Raw genomic sequence first — 16,788 nt, forward strand, 5'->3', positions numbered from 1 at the left:
CGGCCCGGGGCGGGCACAGTAGGCGGATGACGACGAACCCGCACGGCCCGCTGGCCCGCTACGCCGCCCGGCTGCACGCCTCGATCGGCGGGCGGCACCACGTCGCGTCCCCGCTGGGCGCCTGGCTGCTGCTGGCGCTCTGCGCCTCGGCCGACCCGGACGGGCGGCACGGCGGCACCACCGACGACGGCGGCACCCGCAACGGCACCGGCACCGGCACCGACACCGGCGATGACGGCACCAGCACCGGTGACGACAGCCTCGCCGGTGCGCTGGGCACCGACCTGGCGACGGCCGCGCGGACCGCCGCCGCGCTGCTCGACGCCCCGCACCCGCTCGTGCCGTCCGCGACCGCCGTCTGGCACCGGCCCGGCGTCGAGACCGCCGCGCTGGACGCCTGGCAGGCCGCCCTCCCCCGCGCCACGGCCACCGGCGAGCTGCCGGACGCCGCCGGGCTGGACGCCTGGGCCCGCGAGCACAGTGCCGGCCTGATCGACCGGTTCCCGCTGACGCCCTCGCCGCAGGTGGTGGTCGCGCTGGCGTCGGCGCTGGCCACCCGGATCTCCTGGGCCGACCCGTTCGACGTCGCCCCGGCGGCGGCGCTGGGCGCGGGCAGCCCGTGGGCGGACCGGCTGACCCGGGTGCTGCGCACCCCGCCGACCGGGCACCGGGCCTGGATCGCCGCGACCCCGGAGGCCGGGGACGTGGCCGTGCACGTGGCGGCGGCGCGGCCCGCCGGGGCCGGGGAGGACGGGGCGCGGAACCCCCAGGTCCGAGAGGACGGAACGGGCAGCCCCGGGGCCGGAGAGGACGAGGCCGGGCTGCTCGTGGTGTCGGTGGCCGCCGATCCCCGGGTCGCCCCGGCCGAGGTGCTCGCCGCCGCGTACCGGATCGCCGCCGACGCCGACGCCGGCGAGGCCGTCGGGCGACGGTCGCTGTTCGACCTGCCGCTCGGCGAGACGCCGCTGTGGACGCTGCGCGAGGAGATCGTGCGCACCTACGCCCCGGGCGGCCGGGAGGAGCGGCACGCGGCGGTGCTGCCCTGCTGGTCCGCCCGGGACACCCACGACCTGTCCGGGCTCGGGTTCCCCGCCGTCGGCCGGGCCCTCGCGGCGCTGCTCGGCCTGCCGGGCCTGGGGGTGCAGGCCCGGCAGGCCGTGGCCGCCCGGTACGACCGCCACGGCTTCGCCGCCGCCGCGGTGACCGGGGCGTTCGGGTTGGTGAGCCTGCCCCCGGAGGGGGTGGCCCGGGTCGCCGAGCTGCGCTTCGGCCACCCGTACGCGGTGGTGGCCGTCGCCACGGACCGGCGCGGCGACGGCGTCGGTCCGTGGCACGGTGTGCCGGTCTTCTCCGGCTGGGTGGCCGAGCCCGAGGACCTCCCCGCGGCCCAGCCACCCCCGGCGTAGGGGTGCGGCGTCAGGCCGCCACCGGCACCTTCTCCTCCTCCTGACGCTCGGCGGCGCGGGCGGCCAGCCGCCGCTCGCGCTCCTGCGCGCCGACCAGGTCGTCCGGCAGCGAGTCGGGCACCTCCGTGTCGAAGTTCCGCAGCAGCCGGATCGCGAAGCCGCCGAGGGTGACCAGCACCAGCGCCGCGCCGAAGCAGATGTACGCGAAGCCGATGCCCCGGCCCGGGCCGGTGCCGATGACCGCGCCCACCGAGCCGGCCAGCGCGCCGCCCGGGGCGAGCATCGGCTCGAAGAGGCTGGTGGCCCCCGGGGCGACCAGCGCGAAACCGATCGGCAGGGTCGACCAGGAGATGGTCTGGTTCAGGCTGAACACCCGGCCGTGGAAGCGCTGCGGCACCTTCACCTGGACGATCGTGGCGTAGATCGACTGGGCGGTGGTCATCGCCATGCCCAGCCAGAACACCCCGACGCAGATCATCGCCACCGAGGCGTCCAGGCCGATCACGACGCAGCCCAGCGCGGTGCCGAGGTTGCCGATCAGCACGCCGATCATGCGCCGGTGACGCGGGCCGCCCCAGAGCGACATCAGCACGCCGCCGGCCACCGCGCCGAGCGCCTCGGCCAGGGCGACCTGCGCCACCTGGGTGGCGGTGCCGAACGACAGCACCAGCGGGGTGGTCAGCACCAGCGCCGGGGCCAGGAAGATGTTGCCCACGGCGAAGTAGCCGAGCATGAGCCGGAAGCCCCGGTGCTGCCAGGAGTAGCGCAGCCCGTTGGCGATCGCCACCAGCAGCCGTTCCTTCGGCCGGAAGCCCAGCAGGTCGGGGAAGCGGACCACCGCCAGGGTCACCACCGCCACCACGTAGCTGGCCACGTCGATGAGCAGGATGCCCTTGAGTTCGATGGTGGCCAGCAGGCCGGCGGCGAAGACCGGCATCAGCAGCATGGCGACGCCGTTGGTGAGCTGGGTGACGCCCATGGCGTGGCCGAGGTAGCGCTTCGGCACGAGCTGCGGCACGGCCGACTGGAACGCGATGCGCTGGAACGACCCCGCGACCTGGCTCAGCGCCACCAGGACGTAGATCATCCACAGTCGCAGGTTGTCCGTCCAGAGCAGGGCGGCCAGCACGAGCTGGACCGTCCCGGCGCTGGAGCTGGCGATCATCATGATCTTCCGGCGGCTGATCCGGTCGGTGATCGCGCCCGCGACCGGCAGCATCAGCACGCCGCAGACCAGCGCCAGGGCCCAGAGCAGGCCCAGGTTCGTCACCGAGCCGGTCTTGGTGAACAGCCAGATCGGCACGGCGAACGCGGTCAGCGCCGAGCCGGTGGTGGAGACGAGCTGGCCGGTGGTGACCGCGACGAACCGGGCCATGCTCGGCTTCACCACCGTCTTGCCCGCGTCCGGCTCCACGCCGACGCGCTGGTGGTCCGCGACCACCCAGCCGGCCTCCTCGCCCCGGGCGGGGGCCTCCAGCGCGGCGGTGTCGCCCGCGCGCACCGCCGGGTGCACCGTCGTGACGATCTCGGCCAGCTCGTCGGCCCGGTACTTGAGGAAGAAGTGCCCCGCCTGGTCGAGGACGACCAGCCCGACGGTGTCGGTGAGGAACTGCCACTCGGCGTACCGCTCGGTGTGGTAGTCCGTCACCGGGTCCTCGGAGCCGACCACCGAGACGATCGGGGCGCGCAGCTTCGCCGCGCCCGAGTCGAGCAGCCCGGTGAAGTACTCCTCGGAGGCGCGGGAGTCGGCCCGCATGTTGCTGATGATCCGGTCGGCCTGCTCCGGGTCCAGCTCGTCGGTGTCCACGCCCATCGACTTGAGCCAGCTCGCGTAGTGCTTGTTGCTGCGCAGTTGCTCCAGGCGGTTGCGCAGCGCCGCGAGGGGGCCCTTCGGGCGGGCGAACGGGAACATCGCGCCGATGTAGAGCGCCTCCAGCTCCCGCCCGGCCGCCTCGACCTTGCGGGCCACCTCGGCGACGATGGCGCTGCCGACGCCGCAGTGGCCGTAGAGCACGATCGGGCCCTCGATGCGCTCCACGATCTCGTCGGCGACCCGGCGGGTCAGCTCCTCGAACGGCAGGCCCTCCTCGCTGAGCCCCACGTCGTGCCCGGGGATCGCCAGCGAGTACAGGGCGTTGCCGGCGGGCAGCGCGTCGGCGAGGGGCTGGTAGACGATCGCGCTGCCGCCGCCGTACGGGACGCAGACGTACGTGCGCAGCCGCTTGCCGGCCGGGATCGGCTTGGTCAGCTCGTAGAGCAGCCGGCGGGGGCCGTCGTCGGCGGCGTCGGCGGTCATGAACGCGGCCAGCTCGCGGATCGTGCGCTGCTGGAACAGGTCCATCACGCCGACCGGCCGCCCGCCGTGCTCCGCCTTGCGGATCTTCGCCACGACCTGCGTGGCGAGCATCGAGTGGCCGCCCAGGTCGAAGAAGTCGTCGTCGATGCCGAGCGTCTCCACGCCCAGCACCTCCGACCAGATGCCGGCCAGCAGCCGCTCGGTGTCGTCGCGCGGCTCGACCAGCGCCACCGACGCCTCGCGGGTGACCACCGGGGCGGGCAGCGCCCGGCGGTCGAGCTTGCCGTTGGGGCTCAGCGGCAGCGCGTCGAGGGTGACGAACGCCGCCGGCACCATGTACTCCGGCAGGGTCTCCTTCAGCGCCGCCTTGAGCGCGGCGTGCTCGGCGTCGCCCACCACGTACGCGGTGAGCCGCTTGTCGCCCGGGGTGTCCTCGCGGACGATCACCGCCGCCTCGGCCACCGCCGGCTGCCCGCGCAGGGCGCTCTCGATCTCGCCCAGCTCGATGCGCAGGCCGCGCAGCTTCACCTGGTGGTCGATGCGGCCGAGGAACTCCACCACGCCGCCGGGTGCGGCGTCCGGGGAGCCGTCCGGCGCGACCACCCAGCGGGCCAGGTCGCCGGTGCGGTACAGCCGCGCGCCGGGCTCGCCCGAGAACGGGTCGGGCACGAACCGCTCGGCGGTCAGCGCCGGCCGGCGGTGGTAGCCCCGGGCCAGGCCGACGCCGCCGATGTGCAGCTCCCCCGCGACGCCGACCGGGCACTCGTTGCCGGCCGGGTCGAGCACGTGCAGCCGCAGGTTGGCGATCGGGGCGCCGATCGGCACGCCGGTCAGCCCGGCCAGCCGCGCCGGGTCGCAGTGCCAGGCGCTGACGTCGATGGCCGCCTCGGTCGGGCCGTACAGGTTGTGCAGCTCGGACCAGGGCAGCCGGGTGGTGAACTCCACGGCCGAGGCGAGCGGCAGCTCCTCACCGGAGCAGATCACCCGGCGCAGGGCGGTGGCCGCCTCGACGCCGTCCTCACCGAGGAAGACCGTCAGCATCGACGGGACGAAGTGGGCGGTGGTGACCCGCTCGGAGACCAACAGGTCACGCAGGTACCCGGCGTCCTTGTGCCCGCCGGGCTTCGCCAGCACCAGCCGGGCGCCGGTGCGCAGCGGCCAGAAGAACTCCCACACCGACACGTCGAAGCTGGCCGGGGTCTTCTGGAGCACCGCGTCGTCGTCGCCGAGCCGGTACGCCTTCTGCATCCAGTCCAGCCGGTTGACGATGCCCCGGTGGGTGTTCGGCACCCCCTTCGGGCGGCCGGTGGAGCCGGAGGTGTAGATGACGTACGCGAGGTTGCCCGGCCCGGCCAGCGGGGCGGGGTCGGTGGCGGGCTGGTCGGCCCAGGTCGCCGCGTCGTCGAGGACGAGGACGGTCGCGCCGGTGTCCGGCAGCGTGCCGCGCAGGTGCTCCTGCGTGAGCACGACGGGCGCGGCGGCGTCGGTGACCATGAAGGACAGCCGGTCGGCCGGGTACTCCGGGTCCAGCGGCAGGTACGCGCCGCCGGCCTTGAGTACCCCGAGCAGCCCGGCGACCAGCTCCACCGAGCGTTCCGCGCACACCCCGACGAGGGTCTCCGGGCCCACCCCGGCGGCGCGCAGCCGGTGCGCGACGCGGTTCGCGGCGGCGTTCAGCTCCGCGTACGTCACGCCGCGGCCCTCGAAGGTGAGCGCCACCGCGTCGGGCGTGGCCGCCGCGCGCTCCTCGATGGGGCCGTGCAGGGTCTCCCCCGCCGGGAAGTCGGCGGCGGTGTCGTTCCAGCCGGCCAGCAGCGCCCGCTCGTCGGGGGCGAGCAGGTCGAGGGCGGAGATCGGGGTGTCCGGCGCGGCGACGACCGCCCGCAGCAGGGCGGTCCAGCGCCGCGCGATCCGCTCGACGGTGGCCCGGGTGAACAGGTCGGTGTTGAAGACCAGCTTCCCCCAGAGCCCGTCGACGGTCTCCACGGCGTGCAGCTCGAAGTCGAACCGGGTGGCCTTCAGCTCCATCGGGGTCCACCCGAAGCGCACGTCGGCGTCGTCGGAGACGCCGGTGAACCGGCCCATCTCGTAGTTCTGGAGCACGAACATGGCCTGGAACACCGGGGAGCGGCTGACGTCCCGGGGCAGGTTCAGCTCGTGGACCACCTTCGCGAACGGCACGTCGGCGTGCTCGAAGGCGTCCAGCACCCCGCGCCGGGTGCGCTCCAGCAGCTCGGCGAACGTCGGGTCGCCGCCCAGCTCGGCGCGGAGCGGCAGCATGTTGATGAACATGCCGACGAGGTTCTCCAGCTCCGGGGCGGAGCGGCCGGCGACGGACGCGCCGACGGCGAAGTCCTCCTGGCCGGCGTGCCGGGACAGCAGCACCTGGTACGCGGCGAGCAGCGTCATGAACAGGGTGCCGCCGCCGGCCCGGGTGAGCTCCTGGAGCCGTTCGGTGTCGGCCGGGTCGAGCTGGAACTCGACGAAGTCACCCCGGTAGGTCTGGGTCGCCGGGCGGGGCGCGTCCAGCGGCAGCTCCAGCGGGGTGATCCCGGCCAGCCGGTCCTTCCACCAGTCCAGGTGGCCCCGGGCCGCCGGCCCGTCCAGCTCGCCGGCCTCCCAGACGGCGAAGTCGCCGTACTGCACGGGCAGGGCGGGCGGCTCGCCGCCGTGGTAGAGGGTGATCAGGTCGCGCAGCAGCACGTCCACCGACCAGCCGTCGCCGACGATGTGGTGCTGGCTGAGGAAGAGGACGTGGTCGTCGACGTTCATCCGGTCCGGAGTGCCGTCTTGCGGCGCGGAGGCCGGATTATCGTCGTCCCCGGCGAGCCGGATCAGCAGGGCGCGCAGCAGCGGCCCGTCGGCCAGGTCGAACGGCTCCATGGAGGCGGCCTCGACCAGCGCCTGCGCGGCGTCGGCGTCGGGCGCCTCCGTAACGGTCAGCGGCACCTCGACGGACTCCTCGATCACCGTCGTGGGGCGGCCGTCGGCGTCGGCGGGGAACCGGGTGCGCAGCGACTCGTGCCGGGCGGTCAGCCCGGCCAGGGCGGCGCGCAGGGCCGCGACGTCGAGCGGGCCGCGCACCCGCAGCGGCACCGCGATGTGGTACGCCGCCTCGCCCGGGGCGAGCTGGTCCATGAACCAGACCCGCTCCTGGGCGTACGACAGCGGCACCTCGGCCCCGGCGGGCCGGGGGGTGATCCGGGCGGCCGGGGCGGCGACCTGGCGCTTGCGCAGCCGCTTGGCGATCAGCGCCTGCCGGGCCGCCTCCCGGGCCGGATCCTTCAGGTCGGTCATGTGGTGCGTCCTTCTTCCGTCGCCAGCAGCGCGGCGACCTCGGTGTCGGAGAGCCCGTCGAGCTCCGCGGCGATCAGGCTCTCGATCTGGGCGGCCAGGTCGGCCACCACGGGGCTGGCGAACAGCGCCCGCATCGGCAGGTCCACGTCCACCTCGGCCCGGATGCGGGCCATCGCCCGCATCCCGCGCAGGGAGTTGCCGCCGAGGGCGAAGAAGTCGTCGCGCGCGCCGACCTTCTCCACGCCGAGGATGTCGGCGTACACCTCCGCGACCAGGGTCTCGGCGTCGGTGCGCGGGGCGACGTAGGCGTCCTCGGCCACCGCCGGGGCGGCCGGCGCGGGCAGCGCGGCCCGGTCCAGCTTCCCGTTCGGGGTCAGCGGCAGCGCGTCGAGCGCGACGAACGCGGCCGGCACGAGGTGCGCCGGCAGCTCCCGGGCCAGGTCGGTGGCGAGCGCCGCCTGGTCGACGTCGCCGACCAGGTAGCCGACCAGGGTGGGCTCGCCGTCCTCGGCGCGCACCACGACGGCGGCCTCCCGGACGCCGGGCCGGGCCAGCAGGGCCGACTCGATCTCGCCCAGCTCGATGCGCATGCCGCGCACCTTCACCTGGTCGTCGCGGCGGCCCAGGTACTCCATCGTCCCGTCGGCCCGCCACCGGGCCAGGTCGCCGGTGCGGTACATCCGCTGCCCCGCTGGCCCGTACGGGCAGGGCAGGAAGCGCTCGGCGGTCAGCCCGGGGCGGCGCAGGTAGCCCCGGGCGAGCTGGTCGCCGGCGACGTACAGCTCGCCGGCCACGCCCGGGGGCACCGGGTTCAGCGCGGCGTCGAGCAGCAGCGCCCGGGTGTTCCACGTCGGGGTGCCGATCGGCACGGCCCCGGCGGGGGCGTCCTGCCCGGGTGCGATCCGGGCGGCGACGCAGCCGACCGTGGCCTCCGTCGGGCCGTACTCGTTGATCACCGCCACCTCGGGGTGGGCGGCCCGCCAGCCGGCGAGCTGCTCGCCCGTGAGCGCCTCGCCGCCGATGACCAGGTCCGTCGTCGGGGAGAGCACGTCGTCGAGCAGCGGCAGGTGGCTCGGGGTGACCTTGAGGAAATCGGGCCGCCCACCCGTGCGGGCGGCCGGGGAGTCGATCGCCGCGAGGCGGACGGTGCCGCCGGCGGTGAGCGGCCCGAGCAGGCCGGTGACGGTGAGGTCGAACGACACCGGCGAGTGCAGCAGCGCGGTGCCGGCCAGGCCCGGGTAGGTGTGCCGGGCCCAGGCCAGGTACGCCGTCACCGACCGGTGCTCCACCACGACGCCCTTGGGGCGGCCGGTCGACCCGGAGGTGTAGAGCACGTACGCCGGGTGCTCCGGGCGCAGCGGGGCGACCCGGTCGGCGTCGGTCAGGTCGGACGCGTCGAGGTCGGCGGCGGTGAGCGGGTCGAGCACCAGCGCGTCGCCCGGCACCAGGTTCGCCGTGTCGGCGGCGGCCAGCACCAGCGCCGGCTCGGCGTCTTCCAGCAGGTACGCGATCCGCGCCGCCGGGTAGCCCGTGTCCACAGGCACGTACGCGGCCCCGGACTTGAGCACGGCGAGGATCGCCACCAGCAGCTCCGTCGAGCGGGGCAGGGCGAGCGCCACCCGGGTCTCCGGGCCGGCCCCGCGCGCCACCAGCAGCCGAGCCAGCCGGTTCGCGGCGGCGTTCAGCTCGGCGTAGGTCAGCTCCGCGCCGTCGCAGACCAGCGCGACCGCGCCCGGCGTCGCGGCGGCCTGCCGCTGCACCTCGGCGACGATCGTGCTGGCGGGCCGGTCGTGGGCGGTGGCGTTCCAGGTGTCCAGCACCTGCCGCCGCTCGGCGTCGTCGAGCAGCGGCAGCTCGGCCACCCGCCGGGCGGGCTCGGCGACGGCGGCGGCCAGCAGCCGGACGTACCGGGCGACGATCGCCTCGGCGGTGGCCCGGTCGAACAGGTCGGTCCGGTAGACCAGCCGGCTCTCCCCGGTGGTGATGTCGAAGGCCAGGTCGTCCTTGGTGGTGCCCAGCGGCACCGGGTCCAGGCCGGAGTCGGGGATGAAGTTCAGCGCGGTCTGGAAGATCGGCTGCACCGACGGGTCCCGCCGGGGCGCGACCGCCTCGACGATCTTCTGGAACGGCGTCTGCCCGTGCTCCATCGCGTCGATCAGGCCGTCGCGGACCCGGTCGAGCAGCTCGGCGACGGTCGGGTCGCCGGCCAGGTCGCAGCGCAGCGCCACCGGGTTGACGAACATGCCGATCAGCGGGCTCACCTCGGGGGTGTCCCGGCCGGCGGTGGAGACCCCGACGACCACGGTGTCGTCGCCGGAGACCCGCGACAGCAGGGCCGCGAACCCGGCCAGCAGCACCATGTACGGGGTGGCGGCCGAGGCGGTGGCGAGCCGGCCCACGGCGTCCAGCAGCCCGTCGGGCAGGTCGAAGCGCACCTCGTCGCCGGCGAAGCCGAGCCGGGCCGGGCGGGGCCGGTCCAGCGGCAGCCCGGTCACCGCCGGGGCGCCGGCGAGGTGGTCGGTCCAGAAGGCGAGCTGCCGGTCGAGTTCCGGCCCGGCGAGCTGCTCGCGCTGCCAGGCCGCGAAGTCGGCGTACTGGATGGGCAGCTCGGCCACGTCGGCGGGCCCGCCGGTGACCGCGGCGGCGGCGAACGCGGCCAGCTCGCGGGTGAACAGCACCGCCGAGTGGGCGTCGAAGACGGCGTGGTGCACCACGAACTGGAGCGTCCAGGCGTCGGTGACCTTCACCAGCCGGGCCCGCCACAGGGGCGCGGCGTCCAGCGGGATCGGGGTGCGGGCCAGCTCCTCGCGGATCGCCCGGTACCGGGCGGTGCGCTCGGCCTCCGGCAGGCCCGACAGGTCCTCGGCCTCGACCCGCACCGGCTCGTGCTCGCGGACCACCTGCACCAGGGCCCCGTCGTCCATCCGCAGGTGGGTGCGGAGCGCCTCGTGCCGGGCGACGACCCGGTCGAGGACGCCGCGGGCCGCGTCGGCGTCCAGCTCCCGTGGGAAGGGCCACGGGTTGGAGACGTTGTAGACCGGCGAGCCGGGGTCGAGCTGGTTGGCCATCCATACCCGCTCCTGCGCGAAGGAGGCGGGGAACGTCCACTCTCTACTCATGAGAGAGCCTCGCGGACGGAGCGGGGGCGCATGTCGGTCCAGACGGTGTCGATGTGCGCGAGGCACTCCTCGCGGCTGCCGGCGAAGCCGGTGTCGTGCCAGCCAGCGGGGAGCTCCCGGTCGGCCGACCAGATCGAGTACTGCTCCTCGTCGTTGCGCACGACCAGGAATCGGGATTCGGCCATCAGTTGTCTCCACTGCTCTCGGGGTTGTGCGGCTCGGCCATCGCGACGGCGATCTTGCGGGGGCCGGTGAACGGCTCCCGGGCGTGCGCGGCGGTCATGTTGTCCACCACCAGCACGTCGTCGCGCTGGTAGTCGAAGCGGACGGAGGCGGCCCGGTACGCGGACCGCAGGTGCTCCACCACGTCGAGGGGGATCTCGCCGCCGTCGCCGTAGTAGGTCTGCGACGGCAGCCCCTCGGGGCCGAACATCGCCAGCAGCCCCTCCTGGTAGTCCGCCGGCAGGGTGCTGAGGTGGAAGAACGTGGCGTGGTTGAACCAGCGCGGGGTGTCCGAGCCGGGCCGGAAGTGCACCGCGTCGCGGACGGCGCGGGTGCGCAGCCCGTCGCGGCCCACCCACTCCACGGCGATCCGGTTCGCCGCCGCGTACGCCTCGACCTCGCCCCGGTCGTCGGTGCCGAAGACGTCCTGCCAGCGCGTGCCGAAGTCGGCGTGAAAGTTGCGCATCAGCATCCACCTGCGGCGGACGAACTCCTCCCGCACCGCCGGGTCGATCAGCTCGTACACCCGGCGCACGTCGGCCAGCGGCGTCGCGCCGAGGGTCTCCGGCGGGGTGACGCACCAGAAGAACAGCGTCAGCGGCCAGCGCGCCTGGTACGAGTTCTCGTTGTGCAGGAAGATCTCCTCGTCCGGCGGGTAGTCGGTCGAGGTGTAGACCCGGCCCTTGATGGAGTGCCGGGGCGAGGACCGCTCGGTGTAGAGCAGCGGCTCGCCGGCCAGCGCCCGCACCACCGCGTCGAAGCCGTCGACGCCCCCGACGTCGAAGCCGCGGAACAGCAGCCCGCCGTGCTCGGCGAGGGTGGCCCGCAGCTCGGCACGGCGGGCGTCGATGAGGTCGGTCAGTGCCCGGCCGTCGTTCTCGACGACCACCGGCAGCGTGGCGATCGTGTCGCTCATGGTTCTGTGCTCCCTTGTTCCTTCGTGCTCAGGCGCGGGGCAGCCGCGGGATGCTGGTGGCCGCCGCCGGGGCGGCCGGCTGGTCGGCGGCGGACGCCTCGGCGCGCAGCTCCTCGATCCGCGCGGCCAGCCCGGCGACGGTGGGCGTCTCGAAGAGGCTGCGCATCGGCAGCCGCACCCCGGTGGCCTTGCGCATCGCCGCGATGAGCTGCACCGCGACGAGGGAGTTGCCGCCGAGGGCGAAGAAGTCGTCGTCCACGCCGACCGTCGGCACGCCGAGGCCGTCGCGCCACACCCCGGCGAGGGTGGCCTCCAGCTCGGTGCGCGGCGCGGCCGAGCCGCCGGCCGCCGCCGGGACGGCCGGGCCCGCCGGGTCGGCCTCCGCCTCCAGGGCCCCGGTGGTGACCCGGGTGGCCCGCCGCAGCAGGTCGGCCACCGAGCGGGTGGCGATGACCACCTGCGGGCCGAGGCCGGCGGTCAGGCTGCGGCGGAACGCCTCCGCCCCGTCCACGGGCCGGATGTCCTCCCCCGCGCCGCCGGCGGCCGGGGCCGCCTCGGGGGCCGGGGTGGTCTCGGCGGCGAGCCCGCCGGTGACCGCCGAGGCCTCCACCCGGCGCAGCACGAAGTCGCTGATCGAGACCAGCTCCCGCCCGGAGGGGTCGGTCAGGGTCAGGTCGGCGGAGACCACCTCGTCGGTGCCGCCGGCGCGGTGACGCAGGTGGCTGTGGAACCGCTGCGGCAGCGCGCCGCGCACCACGATCCGCCCGTACGACAGCGGCAGGTAGGTGCCGCTCCCCTGACCCCGGCCGAACGCGGTGGCCACGTCCAGCAGCGCCGGGTGCAGCCCCCACGCGCCGAGGTCGGCGGCGGCCTCGGCGGGCGCCTCGACCAGGGCCAGCTCCTCGCCGTCGGCGAGGTGGTGCGCCGCGAGGGACCGCCAGCGCGGCCCGAAGGTGAGCATGCTGGTGCGGCCCCGGCCGAACGACGCGTCGTCGTCGACCCGGCGGGAGCGGGCGGCCACCGCCGCGACGTCCACCGGCGGCGGGGTGGGCTCGACGGTCCAGCCGGCCGCGCCGCGCACGTGGGTGCGGGTCACCCCGGCGGTGAGGCTCTGCACCACGAACTCCGTGCCCCCGTCCTCGGCGGCGGTCAGCGTCACCCGGTACTGGGCGACCGCGCCCTCGGGCACCGCGAACGGCTCCAGGAACACCACGTCGCGCAGCTCGACGGCGGCGTCCGGGCCGGGGGCGGGGACGGCGGCGGCCACGGCGGCGCGGACGGACTCCAGATGCGCGGTGCCCGGCACCACCGGCACCCCGCCGATGCGGTGCTCGTCGAGCAGCCAGTGGGTGGCGGCGGAGACGAGGCCGTGCAGCACGGTCCCCTCCGGGCCGGTCACCTTCGTGGCGAGCACCGGGTGGTCGACGGCGGTGGTGACGGTGTCCCGGTTCGCCGCCCGGAACCCGGCCGGCACGTTCGTTTCCACCGCCATGCCGACCTCGGCCCAGCCGCCCCAGTTCTGCGACAGCACGGGCGCGGTCCAGCCCGCCCCGGAGCGGGCGTGCGCGTCGAGGAAGGCGTTGGCCGCGCAGTAGTCGACCTGGCCGAAGCCGCCGATGACGGCGGTGATGGAGGAGCAGAGCGCCACGAAGTCCATCGGCAGGTCGCCGAAGACCTGCGCGAGGGCGAGGGTGCCGGCGAGCTTCGGGGCGAGCACCTTCTCCGCCTCGGCCCGCTCCTTGACCTCGGCCATGCCGCCGCCGGCCAGGCCGGCGGCGTGCACGAGGCCGTCGATCCCGCCGAACTCGGCCTCGGCGGCGGCGCGGACCCGGCGCAGGTCGGCCGGGTCGGTGACGTCGGCGGCGAGGACCAGCACGGACGCGCCGGCCGCCTCCATCCGGCGGATCGCGGCGATGGCCCGGCCCGCCCGGTCGTCGGCGCCGTGCACGGCGAGGTGGTCGTCCCACCGCTCGCGCGGCGGCAGGCCGGAGCGGGCCAGCAGCACCAGCTTCGCGCGGGCCCGCCGGGCGAAGTCCTCGGCGAGGGTGATGCCGATGCCGCCGAGGCCGCCGGTGATGACGTACCGGCCGCCCTCGCGCAGCGCCCCGGGCTCGGCCTCGCCGTCGATCGTCACCTGCTCGTAGCCGCCGACCCAGCGGCGGACCCCGCGCAGCGCGACCTCCCGGTGCTCCGGGTCGGCCGGGCGGCGCAGCTCGGCGACCAGCGCCTCCGCGCCGGTGGCGGCGGGGTCGGCGTCGAGCAGCCGGACGACCAGTCCGGGCAGCTCGGCGGGGAGCACCCGGGCCAGGCCGGCGAGGGTGGCGTGCTCGGGCCGGGTCAGGTCCGCGCCGGTCACGTCGGAGATGCCGGCGGTCACCAGGTCCAGGGCGAGCGCGGCGTCCTCGGCGGTGCGACCGGCCCCGGCGAGGGCCTGCACCAGGTGCAGGGCGCTGAGGAAGCCCCGGTCCTGGGCGGCCCAGCCGGCGGCGATGTCCGTGCCGGTGGGCTCGCCGTCGAGGGCGAAGGCGTGCACGATCCGCCCCGGCAGGCCGTCGCCGAGGGCGGCGACCAGCGCGTCGTGGTCGGCGCGCACGCCGGGGCGCAGCGCGAAGCCGGCGTCGGTGGCGGCGAAGGCGTCCCCGGCGCGTACCTCGACGACCTCGGCGCCGGCGGCGCGCAGGCCGGCGGCGAGCGCGTCACCGCGCGGGCCGTCGACCAGCAGCAGGCAGCGACCGGGCGCGGCGGTGGCCGGCGCGGGGGCGGCCTGACGCCACACCGGCACGGCGAACCACTCGGGCAGCGCCCGGGGGCCGGTCTCGGCGGGCGCGGCGGCGACCTGCTCCATCGGGTCCGGGTCGACCCAGTGGCGGCGGCGCTCGAACGGGTACGTCGGCAGCGGCACCCGCCGGGCGGCCGGGTCGGCGTCGGCGCGCACGCCCACGCCCGCGCACCACAGCGACCCGGCGGTGGCGAGCAGGACGGCCAGGTCGCCGCCCTGCTCACCCGGGCCGGGCAGGCTGCCCAGCGGGACGAGGGCGCGCTGCTCCGGCGAGCCCTTGGCGACCTGCATCCGGGCCAGGTTGGCGAGCTGCCGGCCGGGGCCGCACTCGACCAGCGCCCAGGTGCCCTCGGCGAGCAGGGCGGCCACGCAGTCGCCGAAGCGCACCGGCTGGCGCAGGTGCGCCGCCCAGTACGCCGGGTCGGTGGCCTGCGCCTCGGTGATCCAGGTGCCGGTGACGTTGGACAGGAACGGGATCTTCGGCGCCCGCAGCGGCACGGTGGCCATCAGCGCGGTGAACTCGGCGAGGATCGGGTCGGTCATCGGCGAGTGGAACGCGTGCGAGGTGCGCAGCGCCTTGCTCTTGACCTTGCGGGTGCTCTTCAGCGTCTCGGCGAACGCGGCGACCGCGTCCGACTCGCCGGCCACCACGCAGGTGCCGGGGCCGTTGACGGTGGCGACGGAGACGCCCTCGGGCAGCAGGTCGGCGACCGCCGACTCGTCCAGCGGGACGGCCAGCATCGACCCGGCCGGCAGGGACTGCATGAGCCGGCCCCGGGCGGCGACGACCCGCAGCGCGTCCGGCAGGTCGAGCACCCCGGCGACGGTCGCGGCGACGTACTCGCCGATGGAGTGCCCGATCATCGCCGCCGGCCGGACGCCGCTGCGCTGCCAGTGGGTGGCCAGGGCGTACTCGACGACGAAGAGGGCCGGCTGGGTGTAGCGGGTCTGGAGGAGCTTCTCGGCGGCCTCCGGGTCGCGGCCGAGGATCAGGTCGCGGATGTCCAGGCCCAGCTCGGCGCGGAGCAGCTCGGCGCACTCGTCCACGACGGCCGCGTAGCCCGGCTCCTCGGCGTAGAGCTGCGCGCCCATGCCGACGTACTGGGAGCCCTGGCCGGAGAAGAGGAACCCGACGCGGGGCGCGGGCCCGTCGGCGACGCCGGTCAGCCGGCGGCGCGGGGCGCGCAGGGCGGCGACGGCGTCGGGCAGGTCGGCGGCGACCACGGCGGCCCGGTGGGCGTACTGCTGGCGGCCGACGCGCAGGGTGTGGGCGACGTCGGCGAGGTGCGCCGCGCCGCCCTCGGGGTTGCCGTCGAGGTGCTCGGCGAGCCGCTCCACGGCGGCCGCCAGGGCGCTGCCGGTCTTCGCCGACACGGTCAGCAGGTGCGCGGGGGGCACCCGCCGGTCGGTCCGGTTCGCCTCCGGCGCCTCCTCCAGCACGACGTGCGCGTTGGTGCCGCCGATACCGAAGGAGCTGACGCCCGCCCGGCGGGGCAGCCCGTCGGTGTCCCACTTGGTGAGGGTGTTCGCCACGTAGAACGGGGTGTCGGCGAAGTCGATCGCCGGGTTCGGGGTCTCGTAGTTGATGGTCGGCGGGATCAGCCCGTGCTCCATCGCCAGCACCGTCTTGATCACGCTGACGATGCCGGAGGGCTGGCTGAGGTGGCCGATGTTGGACTTGACCGAGCCGATGCCGCACCAGCCCCGCTCGTCGGTGTCCTCGCCGTACACGGCGGAGAGGGCGGCGACCTCGATCGGGTCGCCCATCGCGGTGCCGGTGCCGTGCGCCTCGACGTAGGTGATGGTGCGCGGGTCGACCCCGGCCATCGCGACGGCCTGGGCGACGGCCTCCGTCTGCCCGTCCACGCTGGGCGCGGTGAAGCCGACCTTGCCGGCGCCGTCGTTGTTGATGGCGTTGCCGAGCACCACGGCGCGGATGTGGTCGCCGTCGGCGATCGCCTCGGAGAGCCGCTTGAGCAGGGTCACCCCCACGCCGCTGCCCCACACGGTGCCGTTGGCCTCGGCGTCGAACGGCCGGCACCGGCCGTCGGGGGAGGTGAAGCCGTCCATGCCGAGGTAGCCGGCGTGCGGCAGCTCGATGTTGACGCCGCCGGCCAGGGCCATGTCGCACTCGCCGTTGCGCAGCGCCTCGCAGGCGAGGTGGAACGCCACGAGGGAGGTGGAGCAGGCGGTGTGCACGGTCATGCTCGGCCCGCGCAGGTCCAGCCGGTACGACACGTTGGTCGCCACGTAGTTGGGCGAGTTGCTGGTGGCGAGGGAGACCGAGTGGTGCGGGTTGCCGCCGACGCGCTTGTTGCGCTGCACGTACTTGTGCAGGTAGGTGTTGCCGCCGGTGCCGGCGTACACGCCGATGGAGCCCTCGTAGCGGGCCGGGTCGTAGCCGGCGTCGGAGAGGGCGCCGTAGCAGCTCTCCAGGAACAGCCGGTGCTGCGGGTCGGTGACCTCGGCCTCCCGGTCGGTCATGCCGAACAGGCCGGCGTCGAACCGGTCGTAGCCGTCGACCAGCGGCGCCTTGTGCACCCAGCCCGGGTCGTCGACCTCCTCGGCGCTGACGCCACGGGCGAGCTGCTCCTCGCGGCTGAGCTCGGTGACCGACTCGACGCCGTCGACCAGGTTGCGCCAGAACTCGCGCACGTCGGCGGCGCCGGGCAGGCGGGCGGCCAGCCCGACGATCGCGATCGGCTCGATGCCGTCGGCGGCGGGTTCGTCGGTTGCGATCGCGTTGTCCATGG

General features: G+C 75.5%; 6 protein-coding genes. 1 reads left to right on the top strand and 5 read right to left on the bottom strand.

Annotated features, from left to right (window positions below):
• Positions 1 to 26: 26 nt before the first annotated feature.
• A complete protein-coding gene (locus LPU43_RS20275; protein ID WP_229402063.1) occupies positions 27 to 1,406 on the top strand; it encodes a hypothetical protein in 1,380 nt (459 codons plus the stop codon).
• A gap of 10 nt (positions 1,407 to 1,416) precedes the next feature.
• On the opposite strand, the gene LPU43_RS20280 is transcribed toward LPU43_RS20275, so the two are convergent.
• From LPU43_RS20280 to LPU43_RS20300, 5 genes are read right to left on the bottom strand one after another with little or no spacing between them, the layout of a single operon-like run.
• On the bottom strand, positions 1,417 to 6,999 hold the full coding sequence (locus tag LPU43_RS20280; protein WP_229402064.1) for a non-ribosomal peptide synthetase/MFS transporter: 5,583 nt from the start codon (positions 6,997 to 6,999) through the stop codon (positions 1,417 to 1,419).
• Positions 6,996 to 10,118 (bottom strand): non-ribosomal peptide synthetase, encoded by a 3,123-nt coding sequence (locus LPU43_RS20285; protein WP_229402065.1) that lies wholly within the window; start codon positions 10,116 to 10,118, stop codon positions 6,996 to 6,998. The genes LPU43_RS20280 and LPU43_RS20285 overlap by 4 nt, the downstream gene beginning before the upstream one ends.
• A complete protein-coding gene (locus LPU43_RS20290) occupies positions 10,115 to 10,303 on the bottom strand; it encodes an MbtH family protein (protein WP_229402066.1) in 189 nt (62 codons plus the stop codon). The genes LPU43_RS20285 and LPU43_RS20290 overlap by 4 nt, the downstream gene beginning before the upstream one ends.
• Entirely contained in the window at positions 10,303 to 11,256 is a 954-nt protein-coding gene (locus tag LPU43_RS20295) for a TauD/TfdA family dioxygenase (RefSeq protein WP_229402067.1), read from the bottom strand. Before LPU43_RS20295 ends, LPU43_RS20290 begins: the two co-directional genes overlap by 1 nt.
• Before the next feature lie 28 nt (positions 11,257 to 11,284).
• Complete coding sequence (locus LPU43_RS20300) at positions 11,285 to 16,786, bottom strand: type I polyketide synthase (protein ID WP_229402068.1); 5,502 nt, start codon at positions 16,784 to 16,786, stop codon at positions 11,285 to 11,287.
• Positions 16,787 to 16,788 lie beyond the last annotated feature (2 nt).

Origin of the sequence: Micromonospora okii (assembly GCF_020884795.1) — a bacterium.
Taxonomy (GTDB): Bacteria; Actinomycetota; Actinomycetes; order Mycobacteriales; family Micromonosporaceae; genus Micromonospora; species Micromonospora okii.

Excerpts from the sequence above, each read along its gene's own strand:
- LPU43_RS20275 (WP_229402063.1), top strand. The coding sequence starts at position 27 with ATGACGACGAACCCGCACGGCCCGCTGGCCCGCTACGCCGCCCGGCTG.
- LPU43_RS20280 (WP_229402064.1), bottom strand. The coding sequence starts at position 6,999 with ATGACCGACCTGAAGGATCCGGCCCGGGAGGCGGCCCGGCAGGCGCTG.
- LPU43_RS20285 (WP_229402065.1), bottom strand. The coding sequence starts at position 10,118 with ATGAGTAGAGAGTGGACGTTCCCCGCCTCCTTCGCGCAGGAGCGGGTA.
- LPU43_RS20290 (WP_229402066.1), bottom strand. The coding sequence starts at position 10,303 with ATGGCCGAATCCCGATTCCTGGTCGTGCGCAACGACGAGGAGCAGTAC.
- LPU43_RS20295 (WP_229402067.1), bottom strand. The coding sequence starts at position 11,256 with ATGAGCGACACGATCGCCACGCTGCCGGTGGTCGTCGAGAACGACGGC.
- LPU43_RS20300 (WP_229402068.1), bottom strand. The coding sequence starts at position 16,786 with ATGGACAACGCGATCGCAACCGACGAACCCGCCGCCGACGGCATCGAG.